This window comes from Cellulomonas hominis (assembly GCF_014201095.1).
Lineage (GTDB): Bacteria > Actinomycetota > Actinomycetes > Actinomycetales > Cellulomonadaceae > Cellulomonas > Cellulomonas hominis.
Genome location: NZ_JACHDN010000001.1, coordinates 3,374,717 through 3,392,223 on the forward strand (window position 1 = coordinate 3,374,717; position 17,507 = coordinate 3,392,223).

At 76.2% G+C, this 17,507-nt stretch carries 14 protein-coding genes; 11 read left to right on the top strand and 3 right to left on the bottom strand.

The genetic code is table 11. The annotated features are described in order from the left end of the window. Positions 1-150 precede the first annotated feature (150 nt). Genes HNR08_RS15760 through HNR08_RS15770 form a run of 3 tightly spaced genes read left to right on the top strand, consistent with a single transcriptional unit; the run spans position 151 to position 2,346 of the window. Positions 151-582, top strand: a complete 432-nt coding sequence (locus tag HNR08_RS15760; RefSeq protein WP_146833408.1) for an SAV_6107 family HEPN domain-containing protein — start codon at positions 151-153, stop codon at positions 580-582. Beyond that, positions 579-1,928: a DNA polymerase IV gene (locus HNR08_RS15765; RefSeq protein ID WP_146833405.1), complete on the top strand. Its 1,350-nt coding sequence runs from the start codon at positions 579-581 to the stop codon at positions 1,926-1,928. Before HNR08_RS15760 ends, HNR08_RS15765 begins: the two co-directional genes overlap by 4 nt. A 37-nt stretch (positions 1,929-1,965) precedes the next feature. Then, positions 1,966-2,346 carry a DUF3040 domain-containing protein gene (locus tag HNR08_RS15770; protein ID WP_146833402.1) on the top strand — a complete coding sequence of 127 codons (381 nt, stop codon included), beginning with the start codon at positions 1,966-1,968 and terminating at the stop codon, positions 2,344-2,346. Between the two features lie 553 nt (positions 2,347-2,899). On the opposite strand, the gene HNR08_RS15775 is transcribed toward HNR08_RS15770, so the two are convergent. From HNR08_RS15775 to HNR08_RS15785, 3 genes are read right to left on the bottom strand one after another with little or no spacing between them, the layout of a single operon-like run. Beyond that, positions 2,900-5,134: a transglutaminase TgpA family protein gene (locus tag HNR08_RS15775; protein WP_146833399.1), complete on the bottom strand. Its 2,235-nt coding sequence runs from the start codon at positions 5,132-5,134 to the stop codon at positions 2,900-2,902. Next, positions 5,131-6,324: a DUF58 domain-containing protein gene (locus HNR08_RS15780; RefSeq protein WP_246802912.1), complete on the bottom strand. Its 1,194-nt coding sequence runs from the start codon at positions 6,322-6,324 to the stop codon at positions 5,131-5,133. The genes HNR08_RS15775 and HNR08_RS15780 overlap by 4 nt, the downstream gene beginning before the upstream one ends. Positions 6,325-6,350: 26 nt before the next feature. Then, positions 6,351-7,355: an AAA family ATPase gene (locus HNR08_RS15785; RefSeq protein ID WP_146833393.1), complete on the bottom strand. Its 1,005-nt coding sequence runs from the start codon at positions 7,353-7,355 to the stop codon at positions 6,351-6,353. Positions 7,356-7,806: 451 nt separating this feature from the next. Between HNR08_RS15785 and mraZ the strand changes: the two genes are divergently transcribed. From mraZ to murD, 8 genes are all read left to right on the top strand, one after another. After that, entirely contained in the window at positions 7,807-8,241 is a 435-nt protein-coding gene (gene mraZ / locus HNR08_RS15790; protein WP_216446845.1) for a division/cell wall cluster transcriptional repressor MraZ, read from the top strand. Positions 8,242-8,467: 226 nt separating this feature from the next. Beyond that, the gene (rsmH, locus tag HNR08_RS15795) at positions 8,468-9,535 is read left to right on the top strand and encodes a 16S rRNA (cytosine(1402)-N(4))-methyltransferase RsmH (RefSeq protein ID WP_146833387.1); all 1,068 of its coding nucleotides are present in this window, start codon (positions 8,468-8,470) and stop codon (positions 9,533-9,535) included. Next, on the top strand, positions 9,532-9,945 hold the full coding sequence (ftsL, locus tag HNR08_RS15800) for a cell division protein FtsL (RefSeq protein ID WP_146833384.1): 414 nt from the start codon (positions 9,532-9,534) through the stop codon (positions 9,943-9,945). The genes rsmH and ftsL overlap by 4 nt, the downstream gene beginning before the upstream one ends. Before the next feature lie 128 nt (positions 9,946-10,073). Beyond that, positions 10,074-11,807, top strand: coding sequence for a peptidoglycan D,D-transpeptidase FtsI family protein (locus HNR08_RS15805; RefSeq protein ID WP_146833381.1), 1,734 nt, complete (start codon positions 10,074-10,076; stop codon positions 11,805-11,807). 73 nt (positions 11,808-11,880) lie between these two features. After that, a complete protein-coding gene (locus tag HNR08_RS15810) occupies positions 11,881-13,485 on the top strand; it encodes a UDP-N-acetylmuramoyl-L-alanyl-D-glutamate--2,6-diaminopimelate ligase (RefSeq protein WP_183835106.1) in 1,605 nt (534 codons plus the stop codon). Then, positions 13,482-14,978, top strand: coding sequence for a UDP-N-acetylmuramoyl-tripeptide--D-alanyl-D-alanine ligase (locus HNR08_RS15815; RefSeq protein ID WP_146835840.1), 1,497 nt, complete (start codon positions 13,482-13,484; stop codon positions 14,976-14,978). Before HNR08_RS15810 ends, HNR08_RS15815 begins: the two co-directional genes overlap by 4 nt. Continuing rightward, positions 14,975-16,051: a phospho-N-acetylmuramoyl-pentapeptide-transferase gene (mraY, locus tag HNR08_RS15820; protein WP_146835837.1), complete on the top strand. Its 1,077-nt coding sequence runs from the start codon at positions 14,975-14,977 to the stop codon at positions 16,049-16,051. Before HNR08_RS15815 ends, mraY begins: the two co-directional genes overlap by 4 nt. 2 nt (positions 16,052-16,053) lie before the next feature. Next, on the top strand, positions 16,054-17,502 hold the full coding sequence (gene murD, locus HNR08_RS15825) for a UDP-N-acetylmuramoyl-L-alanine--D-glutamate ligase (protein WP_246803007.1): 1,449 nt from the start codon (positions 16,054-16,056) through the stop codon (positions 17,500-17,502). The last annotated feature ends 5 nt before the right edge of the window (positions 17,503-17,507 follow it).

Sequence of the window (17,507 nt, forward strand, 5' to 3'; positions counted from 1 at the left end):
TCCGCCCCGCGACGCGCGTGTCGGTGGCCGGTGGGAGGCTGTGCCCGACGATCTGCGGGAGCGGTCGCGGGACGCCATCCGGACACGGTACGGGTTGACGCGTTCGAACAGGTGTTCGATACTGGGGCTGTCGAGAGAGGGAGGTGCGCGATGCCGGTCAGGACCCTTCGTGCCCCGCGGAACGCCGTGCCCGGCCTGTCGGGTCGCGCGGCCGAGCTGCTGCAGCGCGCCGACGCCGAGCTGGTGGCCGCGCAGTTCTCCTCCGAGCCCTGGGAGCAGTTCACGCACGCCCACCTCGCGGCGCTGCGTGCCGGGGCGGCGGTGCTCTCCGAGCGGCAGCCGCTCTCGGGCCGCCGCGCGCCGCGCACCGTCTGGGAGCTGCTGGACTCCGTCGCCCCCGAGCTCGGGCGCTGGTCGAGCTACTTCGCCGCGGGTGCCGGGCTGCGGGCGGCGGTCGACGCCGGGCGGTTCGACGCCGTGAGCGCGGAGCGGGCCGAGCAGGTGCTCTGCCACGCCGAGGACTTCCTCGACATCGTCCGGGCGGAGCTCGAGGACGCCGCGGGCGAGGTGCGCGCCGGATGAGCCGAGGTCCGCGGTCGCAGGAGGCGCGGCGGGACTGGGGCACCGAGGAGGACGGGTGCTCGATCCTGCACGTCGACATGGACGCGTTCTTCGCCTCGGTGGAGCTCGCCCGGCGACCGCACCTGCGCGGCAAGCCGGTCGTCGTGGGCGGGTCGGAGCGGTCGGTGGTGCTGGCGGCCACGTACGAGGCGCGCGCCTTCGGGGTGCACTCCGCGATGCCGATGTCCGCCGCGCGGCGGCTCTGCCCGCAGGCGGTCGTGGTCCCGCCCGACCACGGCACGTACCAGGAGGTGTCGCGCGGCGTCATGGGCATCCTCCGGGACGTCACCTCGCTCGTCGAGCAGGTGAGCGTCGACGAGGCCTTCCTCGACGTGAGCGGGGCGCGACGCCGGCTCGGCAGCCCGACGCGGATCGCCTCGCTCATCCGGGAGCGCGTCCAGCGGGAGCACGGCATCACGTGCTCGGTCGGGATCGCGGCGACCAAGTTCGTCGCGAAGCTCGCCTCCGGGCACGCCAAGCCCGACGGCGTGCTGCTCGTGCCGCGGGCGGCGACCGTGCCGTTCCTGCACGTGCTGCCCGTCGGGGCGCTCTGGGGGGTGGGCGAGCGCACGGCCTCCGCGCTCGAGCGCTGGGGCATCCGCACCGTCGCGGAGCTGGCGGAGAGCGACGTCGGCACCGTGCAGCGCGCCGTCGGCCGGGTCGCCGGCGCCCACCTGTACGACCTCGCGTGGGGGCGCGACCCGCGGCCCGTGCTGCCGGGCCGGGAGGAGAAGAGCGTCGGCGCGGAGGAGACCTTCGCGGTCGACGTGCGGGACATGCGGGTGGTGGAGAGCAAGGCGCTCGAGCTCGCCGACCGGTGCGCGGGGCGGCTGCGGGCGCAGCAGCTCGTCGCCCGCACCGTGGCCGTGAAGATCCGCACCTCGGACTTCCGGACCCTCACCCGGTCGCGGACCCTCCCGCAGCCGACCGACGTCGGCCGCGAGCTGTACCTCGCCGCCCGGGACCTGCTGGCGGCCGCGGACCTCGGCGGGCTGCCCGTGCGGCTCGTGGGGGTCCGGGCCGAGGGGCTGACGCCCGCGGAGGACGTGGTGCGGCAGCCCACGTTGGAGGAGGCCGTCGCGGAGAACGCCGACGCCCGCCGGGACGCGGAGCGCGCGATGGACCTCGTGCGCGAGCGGTTCGGGCGCTCCGCGATCGGTGCCGGGACCCGTGCCGTCGGCCGCTCGGCGCGCGCCGAGCCCGCCCCCGACGCCGACACGGAGCCGCCCGCGGCCCGGGTGCCGGCGCGTTCACTGCCCGGGCCGGGTCGCCCGACTACCGACTTCCGCGAACGCCATCTATCCTGACGTGAAGTAGTCCCGACGGCGGAGCACGGGGGTCCGGATGCCTCTCTCCGAGTACGAACAACGTGTACTGGAGCAGATGGAGCGACAGCTCACGTCTGACGATCCTCGGCTCGCGAACACGCTGACATCGCGTGGGCGGAAGCCGGTTCTGCGGTACGTCCTGGGCGGCATCGGTGCCGTCGTGGGGCTGCTGCTCCTGGTGGGCGGCGCTGCGTCGTCCGAGGTGTGGCTCGGGGTGCTGGGCTTCGTCGTGATGTTCGCCTCCGTCGCGATCGCGTTCACGCGGCCGCGGCGCAGCAGCGGACCGGTCGGCGTGGTTCGCCCCGACGGCACCGCCTCGCGACCGGCACCGCGCAAGAAGGGCTTCATGAACCGCATGGAGGACCGCTGGGACCGCCGACGCGAGCAGGGTCGCTGACCCTCTCCGTCCCCGTCTGAGCGGTACCCGCGGGACGCCGGCTCGGCGCGTCGACGACGCGCGCGTGCGGTCGGGCTCGTGGGCACCGTGTCGGCCGCGGACCGCGGAATCGCCGCCGACTGCGGACACGCCGCCGAGCGCGGACACGCCGCCGACGGCGGAGCCGCCGCCGACCGCCGACACGCCCCGGCTGGCTCGCGCACGCGACCGGTCGCCGGGAGGGTGCGCGCGTCCGGACGGTGCCACGCGCGCCCGCCGTCGGCACCCTTCGCGCCCGCCGTCGGCACCCTTCGCGCCCGCCGCGACCCTCCCGCGGCGCCGAGATCGGTCCTCCCCACCGAGATCGGTGCGTCGGACGACCGATCTCGGTCGGGAGCGCCGATCTCGGCGCCGGTCACGCGAGCGCAGCACGCCGAGAGAGGGCTGCGCGGCCGAGACAGGGCCTCCCGTGGTCCTATGTCGGCGCGGGCGTCCCATCTCGGCGTCGTGAGAGCGACCCGCCGCGCCGGTGTGGAGCCGCGCCGCCGCACCGGCGCGCGGGCGGCGGGGCGGGTCAGGCCTCGGCGGGGAGCGGGCCCGCCTCGCCGCGAGGGGTCGCGCTGACGTCCGTCAGCACCGCGCCGATCCACGCCTGGAGCTCCGCGGCGTCGTGCGGGGTGGGCGCGGGGGCGTAGCGGTCCTGCTCGACCGCCGCGGCCAGGGCGGTCAGCGCGCGGTCGGCGTCGCCGGACAGCGGCCGGCCGCGCCGGCTGCGGACCTGGTCGCGCACCGCCGCCGCGGCCTGCCGGGGGGTGTGCGCGTCGGACCACACGATGCCCGCGCGCCGCAGCCGGTCGCGGAGCCGCCGCCACGCGGCCTCGGGGGTCAGGCCTGTCCGCGGCCGGCGGCGGCGGTGCAGGGCGATGCCCGCGACGGTCAGCGCCGCGACGAGGACCAGGCCGACGAGCGCGAGGAGCGGGGCCCGCGACTCGTCGGTGAGCGTGCCGCCGGGCAGCCCGCCGCCGGTGCTGCCGGGGGCGGACGTGCTGCTGGTGCTCGGGGCCGCGCCCGGCTGCTGCGCCGTGGCGCTGGGCGAGGCGCTCGGGCCGGCTGCGCGGAACGGGTTGCTCCACGACGGCGGCGGCCCGGTCTGCACGGCGGGGGTCGGCTCGAACCGGACCCAGCCGGTGCCGGGGAAGTACAGCTCGGGCCAGGCGTGGGCGTCGGCGCCGGTGACCCGGTAGACGCGGTCGGAGCCGAGCTCGCCCGGCAGGAACCCGACACCGAGGCGGGCCGGGATGTCGAGGGTGCGGGCGAGCACGGTCATCGCGGTGGCGAACTGCACGCAGTACCCGCGTCGGGACTCCAGGAAGTCCCAGACGGCGTCGTCGCTCTCCCCGGCCTCGACGGAGGTGTCGTAGCGGAACTGGGTGCCGTCGCGGAAGTACGACTGCAGCGCGAGCGCCCGGTCGTAGGTGGTCGTGGCGCCCGCGGTGATCTCGGCGGCGAGGTCGCGCAGGTCCTGCTCGTGCTCGGTGCCGGGGACGTCGAGGTAGCCCGTGACGTCGTCCGGGACCTCGCCGGACGTGGACCGCAGCAGGTCGGGCTCGAGGTCGGGCACCTCCACGATCATCGAGTACCGGGTGTCGACGTCGGTCCGGTCCTGCCCGACCACCTCGTCGCGGGCGGGGTCGTACGACCAGCGCCCGTCGATGTCGACGGTGCGCGGGAACGTGCTCACCGGCAGTCGCTGCTCGCGGAGCGCGCCGACCTGCACGTCGACGGCCGTGAGCGTGCCGCGCGACGCGTCGGGGGTCGCGCCGACCAGGCCGGGCGTCGAGGCGAGCAGCCCGCCGCGGTCCCAGTCGGTGAGGTCGGCACCCGGGTCGCGCTGCCAGGACCGGCCGTCGAAGTCGCGCAGGGTGAAGGAGCGCAGCGGCCCGACCAGCCCGGCGGTGGCGGTCGGGCCCTCGGCGTCCTCGTCCACGCTCTCGACGGTGTACCGCAGCACGACCTGCGACGACTGGTCGCGCAGGCTGTCGCGCAGGTCGAGGTCGTCCGCGAGCCGCACCGGCCCGACGGCGCCGGTGCCGACGTCGGGCAGGTCGAGCCAGGACCACGCGGGCACCGCGGCGACCACGGGCCCGGCGGCGAGGGTCACGACGACCAGGCCGGCCGCCCCCGCGGCGACGACGCCGGCGCGCCGGACCCCGCGCTCCCGGCCGACCGGTGGCTGCGCGAGCGCCAGCAGCACGAGGTAGAGGAAGCCGGTGCCGGCGAGAGCCCACGCGCTGCCCGGGAAGCCGAGCACGACGGCCGGGGTCCACACCGCGACGTACGCCAGGCCGGTGAGCGCGGGCATGCCGCAGCCGACGGCGAGCAGGTCGGCGGCCAGGAACACCAGGACGGCGGCGCCGACGATGAGCATCTCGACCGGCGGCCACACCGGCATCGGCACCACGGAGGTCTCGATGAGCTGCGCGGCCTGCTGGGCGAGCTGCCCGGCCCGGTCGAGCGTGGCCGGTCCGACGAGCAGCGGGTTCGCGCCGGGCGGCGTCGCGTACACCGCCAGCAGGGCGTACGCGGCGACGAGCAGGCCGATCGTGGACGGGATCCAGGTGGACCGGGTCAGGGCGCGGGCGCCGAGGACGACGAGGGCGGTGGCGGCGACCGCGAGGCAGGCGCGCAGCGCCCAGGTGCCGCCGGCGAGCAGGCCGGACAGCGCGCCGAGCGCGGTGCAGGTGGCCGCGGCGACGACGGCGGTCGCGACGGGGGACCGCCAGCCGCGGCGGAGCGACGTGCCGCTCATGCCGCACCCCCGGTCAGCCGCCACCAGGCGTCCGCGAGGTCCGCGCCGGGCTCGGCCTGGACGACGCGCCAGCCGGCCCGCCGCAGCGCCCGGGTGGTCGCCCCGGCCGCCTCGTCGTCGTCGGCGCCGCGCACCACGGCCCAGGACGGGCGGGTCCGGCTCACGCCGGCGAGCGCGGCGCGCCCGTCGGGGCCCTGGGGGCCGAGCACGGCGATGACGAGGCCCGACCCGCCGTCGGCGTCGTCCATCCGCCCGATCTCCGCGAGCAGCGCGCGCTCGGCGGCGCCGGGGTCGGCGTGCCCGGTCAGCTCGACGGTCGCGTCGAGGAGCTCCTGGGGCGCGGGCCGGCGGATCCGGTCGACCTGCGCGTCGTCGACGGCGGTCCCGGTGAGCAGGTGGGCGGGGTGCCCGGCGGCGTGCACGGCGAGGGCGACCGAGGCGGCCAGGGAGATGCTCCACTCCAGGGCGTCGCCCGCGGCCGGCTGGTCGAGCAGCACGGTCACGGGGCGCATCCCGGCGCGCTCGTCGGAGCGGACGACGAGCTCGCCGCGCCGCGCGCTGCTGGGCCAGTGCACGCGGCGCAGGTCGTCCCCGACGCGGTAGTCGCGCAGCGCGGCGTCGTCGGCGGCGGGCGAGCGGGCGCCGACCACGGAGCGCTCCGGCTCGGCGACCAGCAGCTCGCGCGGCACCGGCAGGTCGACGACGGCCGGCCAGACCGTCACCGTCTCCCGGGAGCCGAGGGTGGCCCGCACCTGGGCGACCCCGAACGGGTCGGTGCGGGTGACGACCAGCGGCCCGAGCGCCCAGCGGCCCCGCCGGACGGCCTGGACGGGGTAGCGCAGCCGGACGGCGCGCGGCTCGCGGGCCACGGTGGCGCGCAGCGGCCGGCCGCCGGACAGCTCGACGGCCGCCTGCTCGCGCAGCCGCAGGTCGGTGAGCCGGGCGCGGGACGCCCCGCGGGCGAGCGCGACGACGACCTGCACGTCCGCGGTCCGGCCGACGTGCACGGGGTCGGGCTGCACGGTCCGCCGGGTGCGCAGACCGCGCCCGCGCCCCGGGTCGACCAGGGCGACGCCGATCAGCCCGAGCGCGACGAGGAGCACGGGCAGCGTGCCGATGGTCAGCAGGTCCGTGGACCCGAACGCCGTCCCCGCCGCGCTCACGAGGAGCCCGACGACGACGAGGCCCACCCCCCGGCGGGTCGGGCGCAGGCGCATCAGCCGGCGGCGGTCCGGTCGCGGACCGCCGTGCGGGCCGGCACGGGGACGGCGGTGCGGGCGACGAGGTCGGCGATCACGTCCTGCCCGGTCCGCCCGGAGAGCCGGGACTCGGCGCTCAGGATGACGCGGTGGGCGAGCACCGGCTCGGCGAGCTGCTGCACGTCGTCCGGGAGCACGTGGTCCCGGCCGGCGACGGCGGCGTAGCCCTTGGCCGCGCGCAGCAGCTGGATCGCGGCGCGCGGCGAGGCGCCGAGCCGCAGCGCGGGGTCCTCGCGGGTGCCGGACACCAGGTCGACGACGTACTGCTTCACCGCGGGCGACGCGTACAGGTGCCGGGTGGTCTCGATGAGGCGCGCGACCTGGGCGGCGTCGGTGACGGGGGACAGGTGCGCGAGCGGGTCGGAGGTCTCCTGCAGGTCGAGCATCGCGAGCTCGGCCTCCTGGCTCGGGTAGCCGACCGTGAGCCGGGCCATGAACCGGTCGCGCTGCGCCTCGGGCAGCGGGTAGGTGCCCTCCATCTCGACCGGGTTCTGGGTGGCGAGCACGAGGAACGGCCGGGGGAGCGGGTACGTGGACCCGTCGACGGTGACCTGCGCCTCCTGCATCGACTCGAGCAGCGCCGACTGCGTCTTCGGCGAGGCGCGGTTGATCTCGTCGCCGATGACCACGTGGGAGAACACCGGCCCGGGCCGGAACTCGAAGTCCTGGGTCGCCGCACGGTAGATGGTGACGCCGGTGAGGTCGCTCGGCAGCAGGTCGGGCGTGAACTGCACGCGGCCGACCGTGCAGTCGATGGTCCGGGCCAGGGCCTTGGCGAGCGTCGTCTTGCCGACGCCCGGCACGTCCTCGAGGAGCAGGTGCCCCTCGGCGAGCAGCACGGCGACCGTGGTGCGGACCAGCTCGGGGCGGCCGGTGACCACGCGGTCGATCCCCGCGCGCATCCGGTCCGTCACGGTGATGAGCTCGTCCATCTCGGACGCGCCGGGTACGGCTCGCGGCATCGAACTGTCTCCTCCGTCGGGTGGTCGAAGCCTAGGCGTCCCGGGTGCGCCGTGGGAGGTGGAGCGACCCCCGGCGCCTCCACTTCCCCCCACCGGCCGTACGCCCGGGTCCTCCACATCGCTCCCCGGGCGCGGCGCCGGTCACGCGGCACCGCGCGCACACGCGCCTGACCTGCGGTTTCGAGCGGACGCTGCGGAGCCCGGGCCCGCCGACCCGCGGCTGCGAACCGCCGGACGCCGTCCCGGAGGTGAGATCTCCTCCACCTCGCTCCACCGCGCGTGACCAGCGACGACGCCTCAGATTCACCCACCCGCAGTCGATTCACGGGGTACAGGTGGAGCGAAGTGGAGTACCATGGAGCCATCGGGTGCCGACGGGTGCTCGTCGCGCGGTCCGGGGGAGGTGGACGACGTGGGGTTCGAGCAGGCGCTGGCCGGGCTCGGCGCCTCCGTGCCCTTCCTCGGGACGCACACCCCGAAGCTGGACGAGAAGGGGCGGCTGATCCTCCCGGCGAAGTTCCGGCCCCAGCTCGCGCAGGGGCTCGTCATGACCCGGGGCCAGGACCGCTGCCTGTTCCTGCTGCCGCTCGACGAGTTCGCGCGGATGCACGACAAGCTCCGGCAGGCGCCGGTGACCTCGAAGCAGGCGCGCGACTACCTGCGCGTGTTCCTGTCCGGGGCCTCCGACGAGGTGCCGGACAAGCAGGGACGCGTGTCCATCCCCCCGATGCTCCGGGCCTACGCGGGTCTCGACCGGGACGTCGCCGTGATCGGCGCCGGCACCCGGGTCGAGATCTGGGACCTCCAGGCCTGGGAGACGTACCTGGCCGAGCAGGAGGCCGGCTACGCCGAGACCGCCGAGGAGGTCTTCCCCGGCGCCTTCTGACCCGCCGCACCCCCACGGACCCCCACGACCCACGATCCGGCCCCGACCGACCGCACCCGCCACCGCCCGACGAGACCTCCCCCCGGCAGCTCTGCCGCCACTTCCCCGGCGTCAGAGGGCCGGTGGGGGATCTGGTCGGACGGCGGAGGGGCCGCCCGACCACCCCCGTGGCACCCCAGCCCCAGCAGCACGAGACCCCCGGCACGCCGGCGAGAGGAGGACCCGCATGTCCGAGCGCGACGCCGCCTCCCGGCACACCCCGGTGCTCCTGCAGCGCTGCGTCGACCTGCTGGCCCCGGCGCTCGCGGAGCCCGGCTCGGTGCTGGTGGACGCGACGCTCGGCATGGGCGGCCACACCGAGGGCGTGCTGTCCGCGCTCGAGCACGTGCGGGTCGTCGGCGTGGACCGGGACCCGGAGGCGCTGCGCCTCGCGTCGGCGCGCCTGGCCCGGTTCGGCGACCGGTTCACCCCCGTGCACGCGGTGTACGACGAGATCCCCGACGTGCTGGAGCGCCTCGGACTGCCGGGCGTGCAGGGCGTGCTCATGGACCTCGGCGTCTCCTCCCTGCAGCTCGACGAGGCGGAGCGCGGGTTCTCGTACGCGCAGGACGCCCCGCTGGACATGCGGATGGACCCGACGCGCGGCCGGACCGCGGCGGAGGTTCTCAACACGTACGACGAGGCCGACCTGACCCGGGTGCTGCGCGAGTACGGCGAGGAGCGGTTCGCCGCCCGGATCGCCCGGCGCATCGTGCAGGCCCGGCAGTCCGCGCCGATCGAGCGGTCGGGGGAGCTGGTCGACCTGGTGCGCGCCGGCATCCCCGCGGCCGCCCGGCAGACCGGCGGCAACCCGGCGAAGCGCACGTTCCAGGCGCTGCGCATCGAGGTGAACGACGAGCTCGCGGTGCTCGGCCGCGCGGTGCCGGCGGCGATCGAGTCGCTGGTCGTCGGCGGCCGGATCGTCGTCGAGGCGTACCACTCGCTCGAGGACCGCCTGGTGAAGAGGGCGTTCGCGGCCGGCGCGGAGATCAGCGCGCCGCCCGGGCTCCCGGTGGTGCCGGACACGCACGAGCCGTACCTGCGGCTGCTGACCCGGGGCGCCGAGGAGGCCGATGCCGCCGAGGCGGCCCGCAACCCGCGGTCGCAGTCGGTGCGCCTGCGCGCGGCGGAACGCCTCCGGCCGACGCCCGAGCACCTGCGCGCCGGTGACCGGCCGGCCCCGCCCGATCCCCGCGGCCCCCGAGGCCGCAGCACCCGACCCACCCGCACCCCCGGACCGAGGAGAACCGCATGAGCGCCGAGCAGGCCACGCCGCGGGTGTCCGCCCCGCGCGTCCGCCCCCGCCCGTCCTCGACCCCGGCCCCGGCGCGCCCGCGGCTGCGCCTGGTCCGGCCGCCGGCGCAGGCCCGCACGCACGTGCCGTTCGTGGTCACGTGCATGGCGATCCTCGCGGCGGCGCTGCTCGCGGCGCTGCTGCTGAACACGCAGCTCGCCGCCGGCTCCTACGCGACCCGGTCCCTGGACCTGCGGCTCGCCGACCTGGCGCGCTCGGAGCAGTCGCTGTCCGCGGAGCTCGACGCGAACAAGGCCCCGGCCCGGCTGGCCGAGCGGGCCGCGGAGCTGGGCATGGAGCCGGCGGGCTCGACCGCCTGGCTGCGGCTGTCCGACGGCACGGTCCAGGGGGCGACGGGAGCGGGCGAGTGACCCGGCCCGGCGGCCGCGCCCCCGTGCGTCCCGCCCGGCCCGGAGCCCGCACCGGCGCGGTCCGGCACCCCGCCTCCGGCGTGCCGACGCAGCGGGGGCCGCGGCGCCCCGCGGGCCCCAGCGTCGCGATGCTGGACCGCCGGCGGACCGTGCTCGTCGTCGTGGTCGCGCTGCTGCTGACCGTGTTCTCCGGCCGGCTGCTCTGGCTGCAGGGCATCGACAACCGCGCCATCGCCGCCGAGGCGCTGGACGACCGGCTGACCCGGGCGCAGCTCGTCGCGGCCCGCGGCCAGATCACGGACTCCGAGGGCGAGGTCCTCGCGACCTCGGTCGACCGGTACGACATCGAGGCCAACCCCCGCCTGATCCGGACGTGGTCCGCGAAGGTCGACGGCGAGACGTACACGGGCGCGGCGGGCGCGGCCCAGCTGCTCGCGCCGGTCCTCGGCACGAACGCCGCGGAGCTCGGCGCCAAGCTGGCCCGCGACACGGGCTTCGTCTACGTGGCGAAGACGGTCCTGCCGGAGGTGTGGCAGGCGGTCAGCGAGCTGCGGATCAACGGCATCACCGCGACGCAGGTCTCCGAGCGGATCTACCCGAACGGCAACCTGGCGGGCAACCTGCTCGGCTGGGTGAACGCCGAGGGCGTCGGCGCCCAGGGCATCGAGGCGCAGCTGAACGAGGAGCTCACCGGGACGCCCGGCAGCACCACCTACGAGCGCGGCCGCGGCGGGCAGCAGATCCCCGGCGGGTTCTCCGAGTCGACGGACGCGGTCGACGGACGCAGCGTGCAGCTGACGATCAACGCGGACCTGCAGTGGAAGGCCATGCAGGCCATCGAGGAGCAGGTCGCCGCGACCGGGGCCGACTCCGGCTCCATCGTCGGCATCGACCCGAAGACGGGCGAGATCCTGTTCATCGCCGAGTCCCGCACGGTCGACCCGAACGACCCGGGCGCGACGACGGACCTGTGGAACGGGTCCAGCGCGGTGTCCGACGTGTTCGAGCCCGGCTCGACCGCGAAGGTCATCACGATGGCGGCGGCCCTGGAGACGGGCCTGGTGGACCCGACGACCGAGTTCGAGGTGCCCTACCAGTACACGACGCCGAACGGCCAGACCTTCAAGGACTCCCACGAGCACGCGGGCCTGCGCCTGACCACGACGGGCATCCTCGCGGAGTCGTCCAACACCGGCACCGTGATGATCGGCCAGAACATCCCGCAGCAGGTCCGGTACGACTACCTGGCCAAGTTCGGCTTCGGCGCGCGCACGGGCGTCGAGCTGCCGGGGGAGTCCCCGGGCATCCTGCACGACTCCGACTCCTGGGACGGCCGCACCAAGTACGCCGTGCTGTTCGGCCAGGGCGTCTCGGTCACCACGCTCCAGGCCACCGACGTGTTCGCGACGATCGCCAACGGCGGGGTCCGGATCACGCCGCACCTGGTGAAGGGCTGGACCGAGCCGGACGGCACGTACACCCCCGCGCCCGCGGCCGAGGCGACGCAGGTCGTGTCCGCGGCGACCGCGCAGACCGTGCTCACGATGATGGAGAACGTGGTCGACGAGGGCACCGGCTCCTCGGCGCAGATCCCGGGCTACCGCGTCGCGGGCAAGACCGGCACCGCGCAGTCCTGGGTGGGTGCGAGCGCCACCCCGGGCATCAGCGCCTCGTTCATCGGCGTCGCCCCGGCGGACGACCCGGCCATCGCGGTCAGCGTCGTGCTGCACAACCCGCGCACGTCCGAGTGGGGCGGCACCGTGGCCGCACCCGTGTTCTCCGAGGTGGCGGGCTACGCGCTCACCGAGCTCGGCGTCGCCCCCAGCGGGACGACCCCGGAGCTCTTCCCCACGACCTGGTGAGACGCCCGTGAGCACCGTCCGCCCGCACGCTCCGGTCGCGGGGGCCCGCGCCCCGCGCGGTAGATTCGTCCCCATGACGTCCCCGCAGGGCCGGCTGCGCCCGGAGCACCCCCACCAGCGCCGGGTCGCCGACCTCGCCGACGCGTTCGGGCTCGTCCCGGCCGGTGCCCCGGTGCCCGACGAGCTGCTGACCTCGGGCATCACCATGGCGAGCGGCGACGCGCAGCCGGGTGACGTGTTCGTCGCCGTGCCGGGCGCGCACACGCACGGCGCCGCGCACGCCCCCCAGGCGGTGCGGGCCGGGGCCGTGGCGGTCGTCACGGACGCCGCGGGCGCCGAGCTCGTGCGCGACCTCGGCGTGCCGGCCCTCGTGACCGACGACCCCCGCGCCCTGTCCGGCCCGCTGGCCGCGTGGCTGCACGACCACCCGGCCCGGCGCCTCGCCGCCGTCGGCGTCACGGGCACGAACGGCAAGACGACGACGACGTACTTCGTGGACTCGGCGCTGCGCCGCGCGCACGAGCGCACCGTGGTCATGGGCACGGTCGAGCTGCGCATCGGCGACGAGGCCATCGAGAGCCCGCGCACCACCGTCGAGGCGCCCGTCGTGCAGTCCGTGCTCGCCCTCGGGCTGGAGCGGGGCGCGACGGCGGCGGCGATGGAGGTGTCCTCGCACGCCCTGGCGCTCGGCCGGATGAACGGCCTCGAGCTCGACGTCGCCGGGTTCACCAACCTGCAGCGGGACCACCTCGACTTCCACGGCGACATGGAGGGCTACTACCGGGCGAAGGCGCAGCTGTTCCGCGCCGGCCACGCCCGCCGCGCGGTCGTCGTCGTCGACGACGAGTGGGGCCGCCGCCTGGCCGCGGAGGCCGAGGTCCCGGTGGACACGGTCGCGACCTACGTCGGCGCGCCCGAGGGGGAGACCGCCGACTGGGCGGTCACCGAGGCGGACATCGGCCTGGACGGCGTCGGCTCGACGTTCACCCTGCGCGGCCCGGACGGGGCGACGCACACGGCCGCCAGCCCGCTGCCCGGCCTGGTCAACGTGTCGAACGCGGCGCTGGCCGTCGTCCTCGCGCACCGCGCCGGCGTGCCGCTGGACGTGGCGATCGAGGCGGTGGGCACGTCCAGCGGCGTGCCCGGGCGCATGGAGCGCGTGATCGAGCGCCGCCCGGCGCCCGACGAGCGGCCGCTGTGCCTGGTCGACTACGCGCACACCCCGGACGCGCTCGTGCTCGCCCTCGAGGCCGTGCGCCCGATCACCCCCGGCCGGCTGATCATCGTCTTCGGGTCCGACGGCGACCGGGACCGCGGCAAGCGCCCGATCATGGGCCGGATCGCGGCGCGCCTCGCCGACGTGCTCGTCGTCACCGACGAGAACCCCCGCTCGGAGGACCCCGCGTCCATCCGGGCCGCCATCCTGGACGGGGTGCGCGAGCAGCGCCCCGACCTGACCGACGTGCACGAGGCCACGAGCCGCACGCAGGCCATCCACGACGCCCTCGACCTCGCGACGGAGCTGGACACCATCATCATCACCGGCAAGGGCCACGAGCCGACCCAGGAGATCGCCGGGGTCTTCCACCGCTACAACGACCGCGACGTGCTCCGGGCGGCGGACGCCGCGCTGACCGCGCGCGGCGGGCGGGGCGCGTCCGAGGAGCAGCCCGCGTGATCGCGATGACGGCGGCGCAGGTGGCGGCCGCGACCGGCGGGCGGCTGCGCCCGGCGGACCTCGACCCCGCGACGGTGGTGACCGGGCCGGTGGTCGTGGACTCGCGGCAGGTCGAGCCGGGGTCGCTGTTCGTGGCCCTGCCGGGCGAGCACGTGGACGGGCACGAGTACGCCGGCGCGGCCGTGCGGGCCGGCGCCGCGCTGGTGCTGGCCGCGCGGCCGGTCACGCACGACGGGCCCGACGACGGGGGACCGGTCGAGCTGCCCGCGGTCGTCGTCGACGACGTCGAGAAGGCGCTCGGCGACCTCGCCCGCGTGGTGCTCGCGCAGCTGCGCGAGGCGGCCGTCGAGCCCGGCGGCACGGACCTGCGCGTCATCGGGGTCACCGGCTCGGTCGGCAAGACCACCACGAAGGACCTGCTGGCCCAGCTCTGCACGGCCGCCGGCCCGACCGTCGCACCGGTGAAGTCGTTCAACAACGAGATCGGGCTGCCGCTGACGGTGCTGCGCGCCGACGAGCAGACCCGGTTCCTCGTGCTCGAGATGGGCGCGTCCGGCATCGGGCACCTGGAGTACCTGACGAGCATCGCGCCGCCGGACGTCGCGGTGGTGCTCGTGGTCGGGCACGCGCACCTGGAGGGCTTCGGCGGGATCGACGCGGTCGCCCGCGCCAAGGCCGAGCTGGTGGCGGGCCTCGCGCCCGGCGGCGTCGCGGTGCTGAACGCCGACGACCACCGCGTGCTGGCGATGGCCGCGCAGGCACCCGGCCCGGTCGCGACCTTCGGCACCACCACGGGCGCGGACCTGCGCGCGGTGGACCTGCGGGTGGACCGCGCCGGCCGCGCCGCGTTCACCCTGGACGCGGGCCGGGTCCCGCCGGTCGAGGGCGACGACTCCCGGGAGCGCGCCGAGGTGACCCTGCGGCTCGTGGGGGAGCACCACGTGCACAACGCGCTCGGGGCCGCGGCCGCCGCGCTGGCCGTGGGGCTGCCGCTCGCGGACGTCGCCGCGGGCCTGTCCGCCGCCGACGCGATCAGCCCGCACCGGATGCACGTCGTCGAGCGCCCCGACGGGGTGACCGTCGTGGACGACTCCTACAACGCCAACCCGGACTCGATGCGGGCCGCGCTGCGCGCGCTCGCCGTCGTCGCCGGGCGGGAGCGGCGCTCGATCGCGGTGCTCGGCGAGATGATGGAGCTCGGCGCCGACGCGCGCCGCGAGCACGAGGCGATCGGCCTGCAGGTCGTCCGCCTGAACATCGACCTGACCGTCGTGGTCGGCGCGGGCGCCCACGGGATCGCCGCCGGCGCCGTCCGCGAGGGCTCCTGGGGGGACGAGGTGGTCGTGGTCGAGGACGTCGACGCGGCCGCGTCCCTGCTCGAGGCCGAGCTGCGCCCCGGTGACGTGGTGCTGCTCAAGGCGTCCAACGGCGCGGGCCTGTGGCGGCTCGGCGACCTGCTCACCGGCGCGGCCGGGGCGGGGGTGCGCCCGTGATCTCCGTCCTCGTCGCCGGCGGCGTCGCGATGGTCGTCGCGCTGCTCGCCACCCCGCTGTTCATCAACTTCCTGGTCACCAAGCAGTACGGCCAGTTCATCCGCCAGGACGGGCCGACCGCGCACTACACGAAGCGCGGCACGCCGACGATGGGCGGCGTCGTCATCATCGCCGCGACGCTCATCGGGTGGGGGGCCGCGGCGATCGCGTCCGGCAACCTGCCCAGCGCGTCCGCGGTGCTCGTGCTGTTCCTCATGACCGGGCTGGGCGTCGTCGGGTTCCTCGACGACTTCATCAAGATCTCCCGGCAGCGCAGCCTCGGGCTGTCCGCGCGGTGGAAGATCATCGGCCAGGGCTTCGTCGGGATCGTGTTCGCGGTGCTCGCGCTGCAGTTCCCCGACGCCACGATGCGCACCCCGGCGTCCACGAAGATCTCGTTCATCCGGGACACCGGCCTGGACCTGGCGTTCGCCGGGGCGACCGTCGGCGCGATCCTCTTCGTGATCTGGGCGAACTTCCTCATCACCGCGTGGTCCAACGCCGTGAACCTCACCGACGGGCTCGACGGCCTCGCGACCGGCTCGTCCCTGATCGTGTTCGGCGCGTACGTGATCGTCTGCGTCTGGCAGTTCAACCAGCGCTGCGCCCTGACGGCCGGCGCCCGGTGCTACGCGACCCGCGACCCGCTGGACATGGCGGTGGTCGCCGCGGCGATCACCGGGGCGTGCTTCGGCTTCCTGTGGTGGAACGCCAGCCCCGCCAAGATCTTCATGGGCGACACCGGCTCGCTGGCCCTCGGCGGCGCGCTCGCCGGCATGTCGATCGTGACCCGCACCGAGGTGCTGGCGGCGATCATCGGCGGCCTGTTCGTCATCATCGTGCTGTCCGACGTCATCCAGATCGGCTTCTTCAAGCTGACCGGGAGACGGGTGTTCAAGATGGCGCCGTTGCACCACCACTTCGAGCTGTCGGGGTGGGGCGAGGTGACCATCGTGATCCGGTTCTGGCTGATCGCCGGGCTGTTCGTGTCGCTCGGGATCGGCATCTTCTACGCGGAGTGGGTGACGGGCTGACCGTGGGTGCCGACGACCTCAGGACGCCGGAGGCTCTCTCCCGGGCGCGGGTCGTCGTCGCCGGGCTCGGGGTGTCGGGGCGCGCCGCCCGCGACGTGCTGGCCGGCCTCGGCGCGCGGGTGACGACCGTGGACGACCGGGCGGCGGACGCCGACGCGACCGTCGAGGCGTTCCTGTCCGGCGACGGTCTCGCGGCGGCGGACGTCGTCGTGGTCTCGCCGGGCTGGCCGCCCGCGCACCCGCTGCTCGCGGCCGCGCGCGGCGCGGGGGTGCCCGTGTGGAGCGAGGTCGAGCTCGCGTGGCGCCTGCGGGTGGACCGCGACTCCGGCGGGGGACCCGCGCCCTGGCTCGCGGTGACGGGCACGAACGGCAAGACGACGACCGTGGAGATGCTGGCGTCCGTGCTGCGGGCGGCCGGCCGGCGGGCGGCCGCCGTCGGCAACGTCGGCACGCCGGTGGTGCTCGCGGCCACCGACCCGGCCCTGGACGTGCTGGCCGTCGAGCTGTCCTCCTTCCAGCTGCACCACACGGAGTCGATGGCCGCGCAGGCCGCCGTGGTGCTGAACGTGGCCGCCGACCACCTGGACTGGCACGGCTCGCTCGACGCGTACGCCGCGGACAAGGGCCGCGTCTACGCGGGCGTCGAGGTGGCCTGCGTGTACAACGCCGCCGACCGCACGACCGAGGACCTGGTCCGCGAGGCCGACGTGGCCGACGGGGCGGTCGCGGTCGGGTTCACGCTCGGCTCGCCCGGGGTCGGGCAGGTCGGGCTGGTCGACCGGATGCTCGTCGACCGCGGCTTCGCGGCGCTCCGGCACACCCACGCCGCCGAGCTCGCGACCTTCGACGACCTCGCGCATCTCGCCGGCCCGGACGGTCTCGCGCCGCACGTGGTGCAGGACGCCCTGGCGGCCGCCGCCCTCGCGCTCGCCCACGGGGTGCCGCCGGAGGCGGTCGGGGCCGGCCTGCGCGCGTACGCGCCGGGCGCGCACCGGATCGCGACCGTCGCCGAGGTCGACGGCGTGCGCTACGTCGACGACTCGAAGGCCACGAACGCGCACGCCGCCGCCGCGTCGCTCGCCGCCTTCGCGCCCCGCAGCGTCGTGTGGCTCGCGGGCGGGCTCGCCAAGGGCGCCACGTTCGACGACCTCGTGGCGGCCCGCGCGGACCGGCTGCACGCCGTCGTCCTGATCGGCGTGGACCCCGCGCCGCTCGCCGACGCGCTCGCCCGACACGCGCCGCAGGTCCCCGTCGTCCGCGTCGATCCCGGTGACACTGGGACCGTGATGACCCGCGCCGTGACCGAGGCCCGCCGCCTGGCGGACGCCCGGGGCGCGGGCACCACCGTCCTGCTGGCGCCGGCGTGCGCCTCGATGGACCAGTTCTCCTCGTACGCCGCACGGGGAGAGGCGTTCGCCGCCGAGGTCCGCGCACTGCAGCCGAGGGGGTGAGCCCG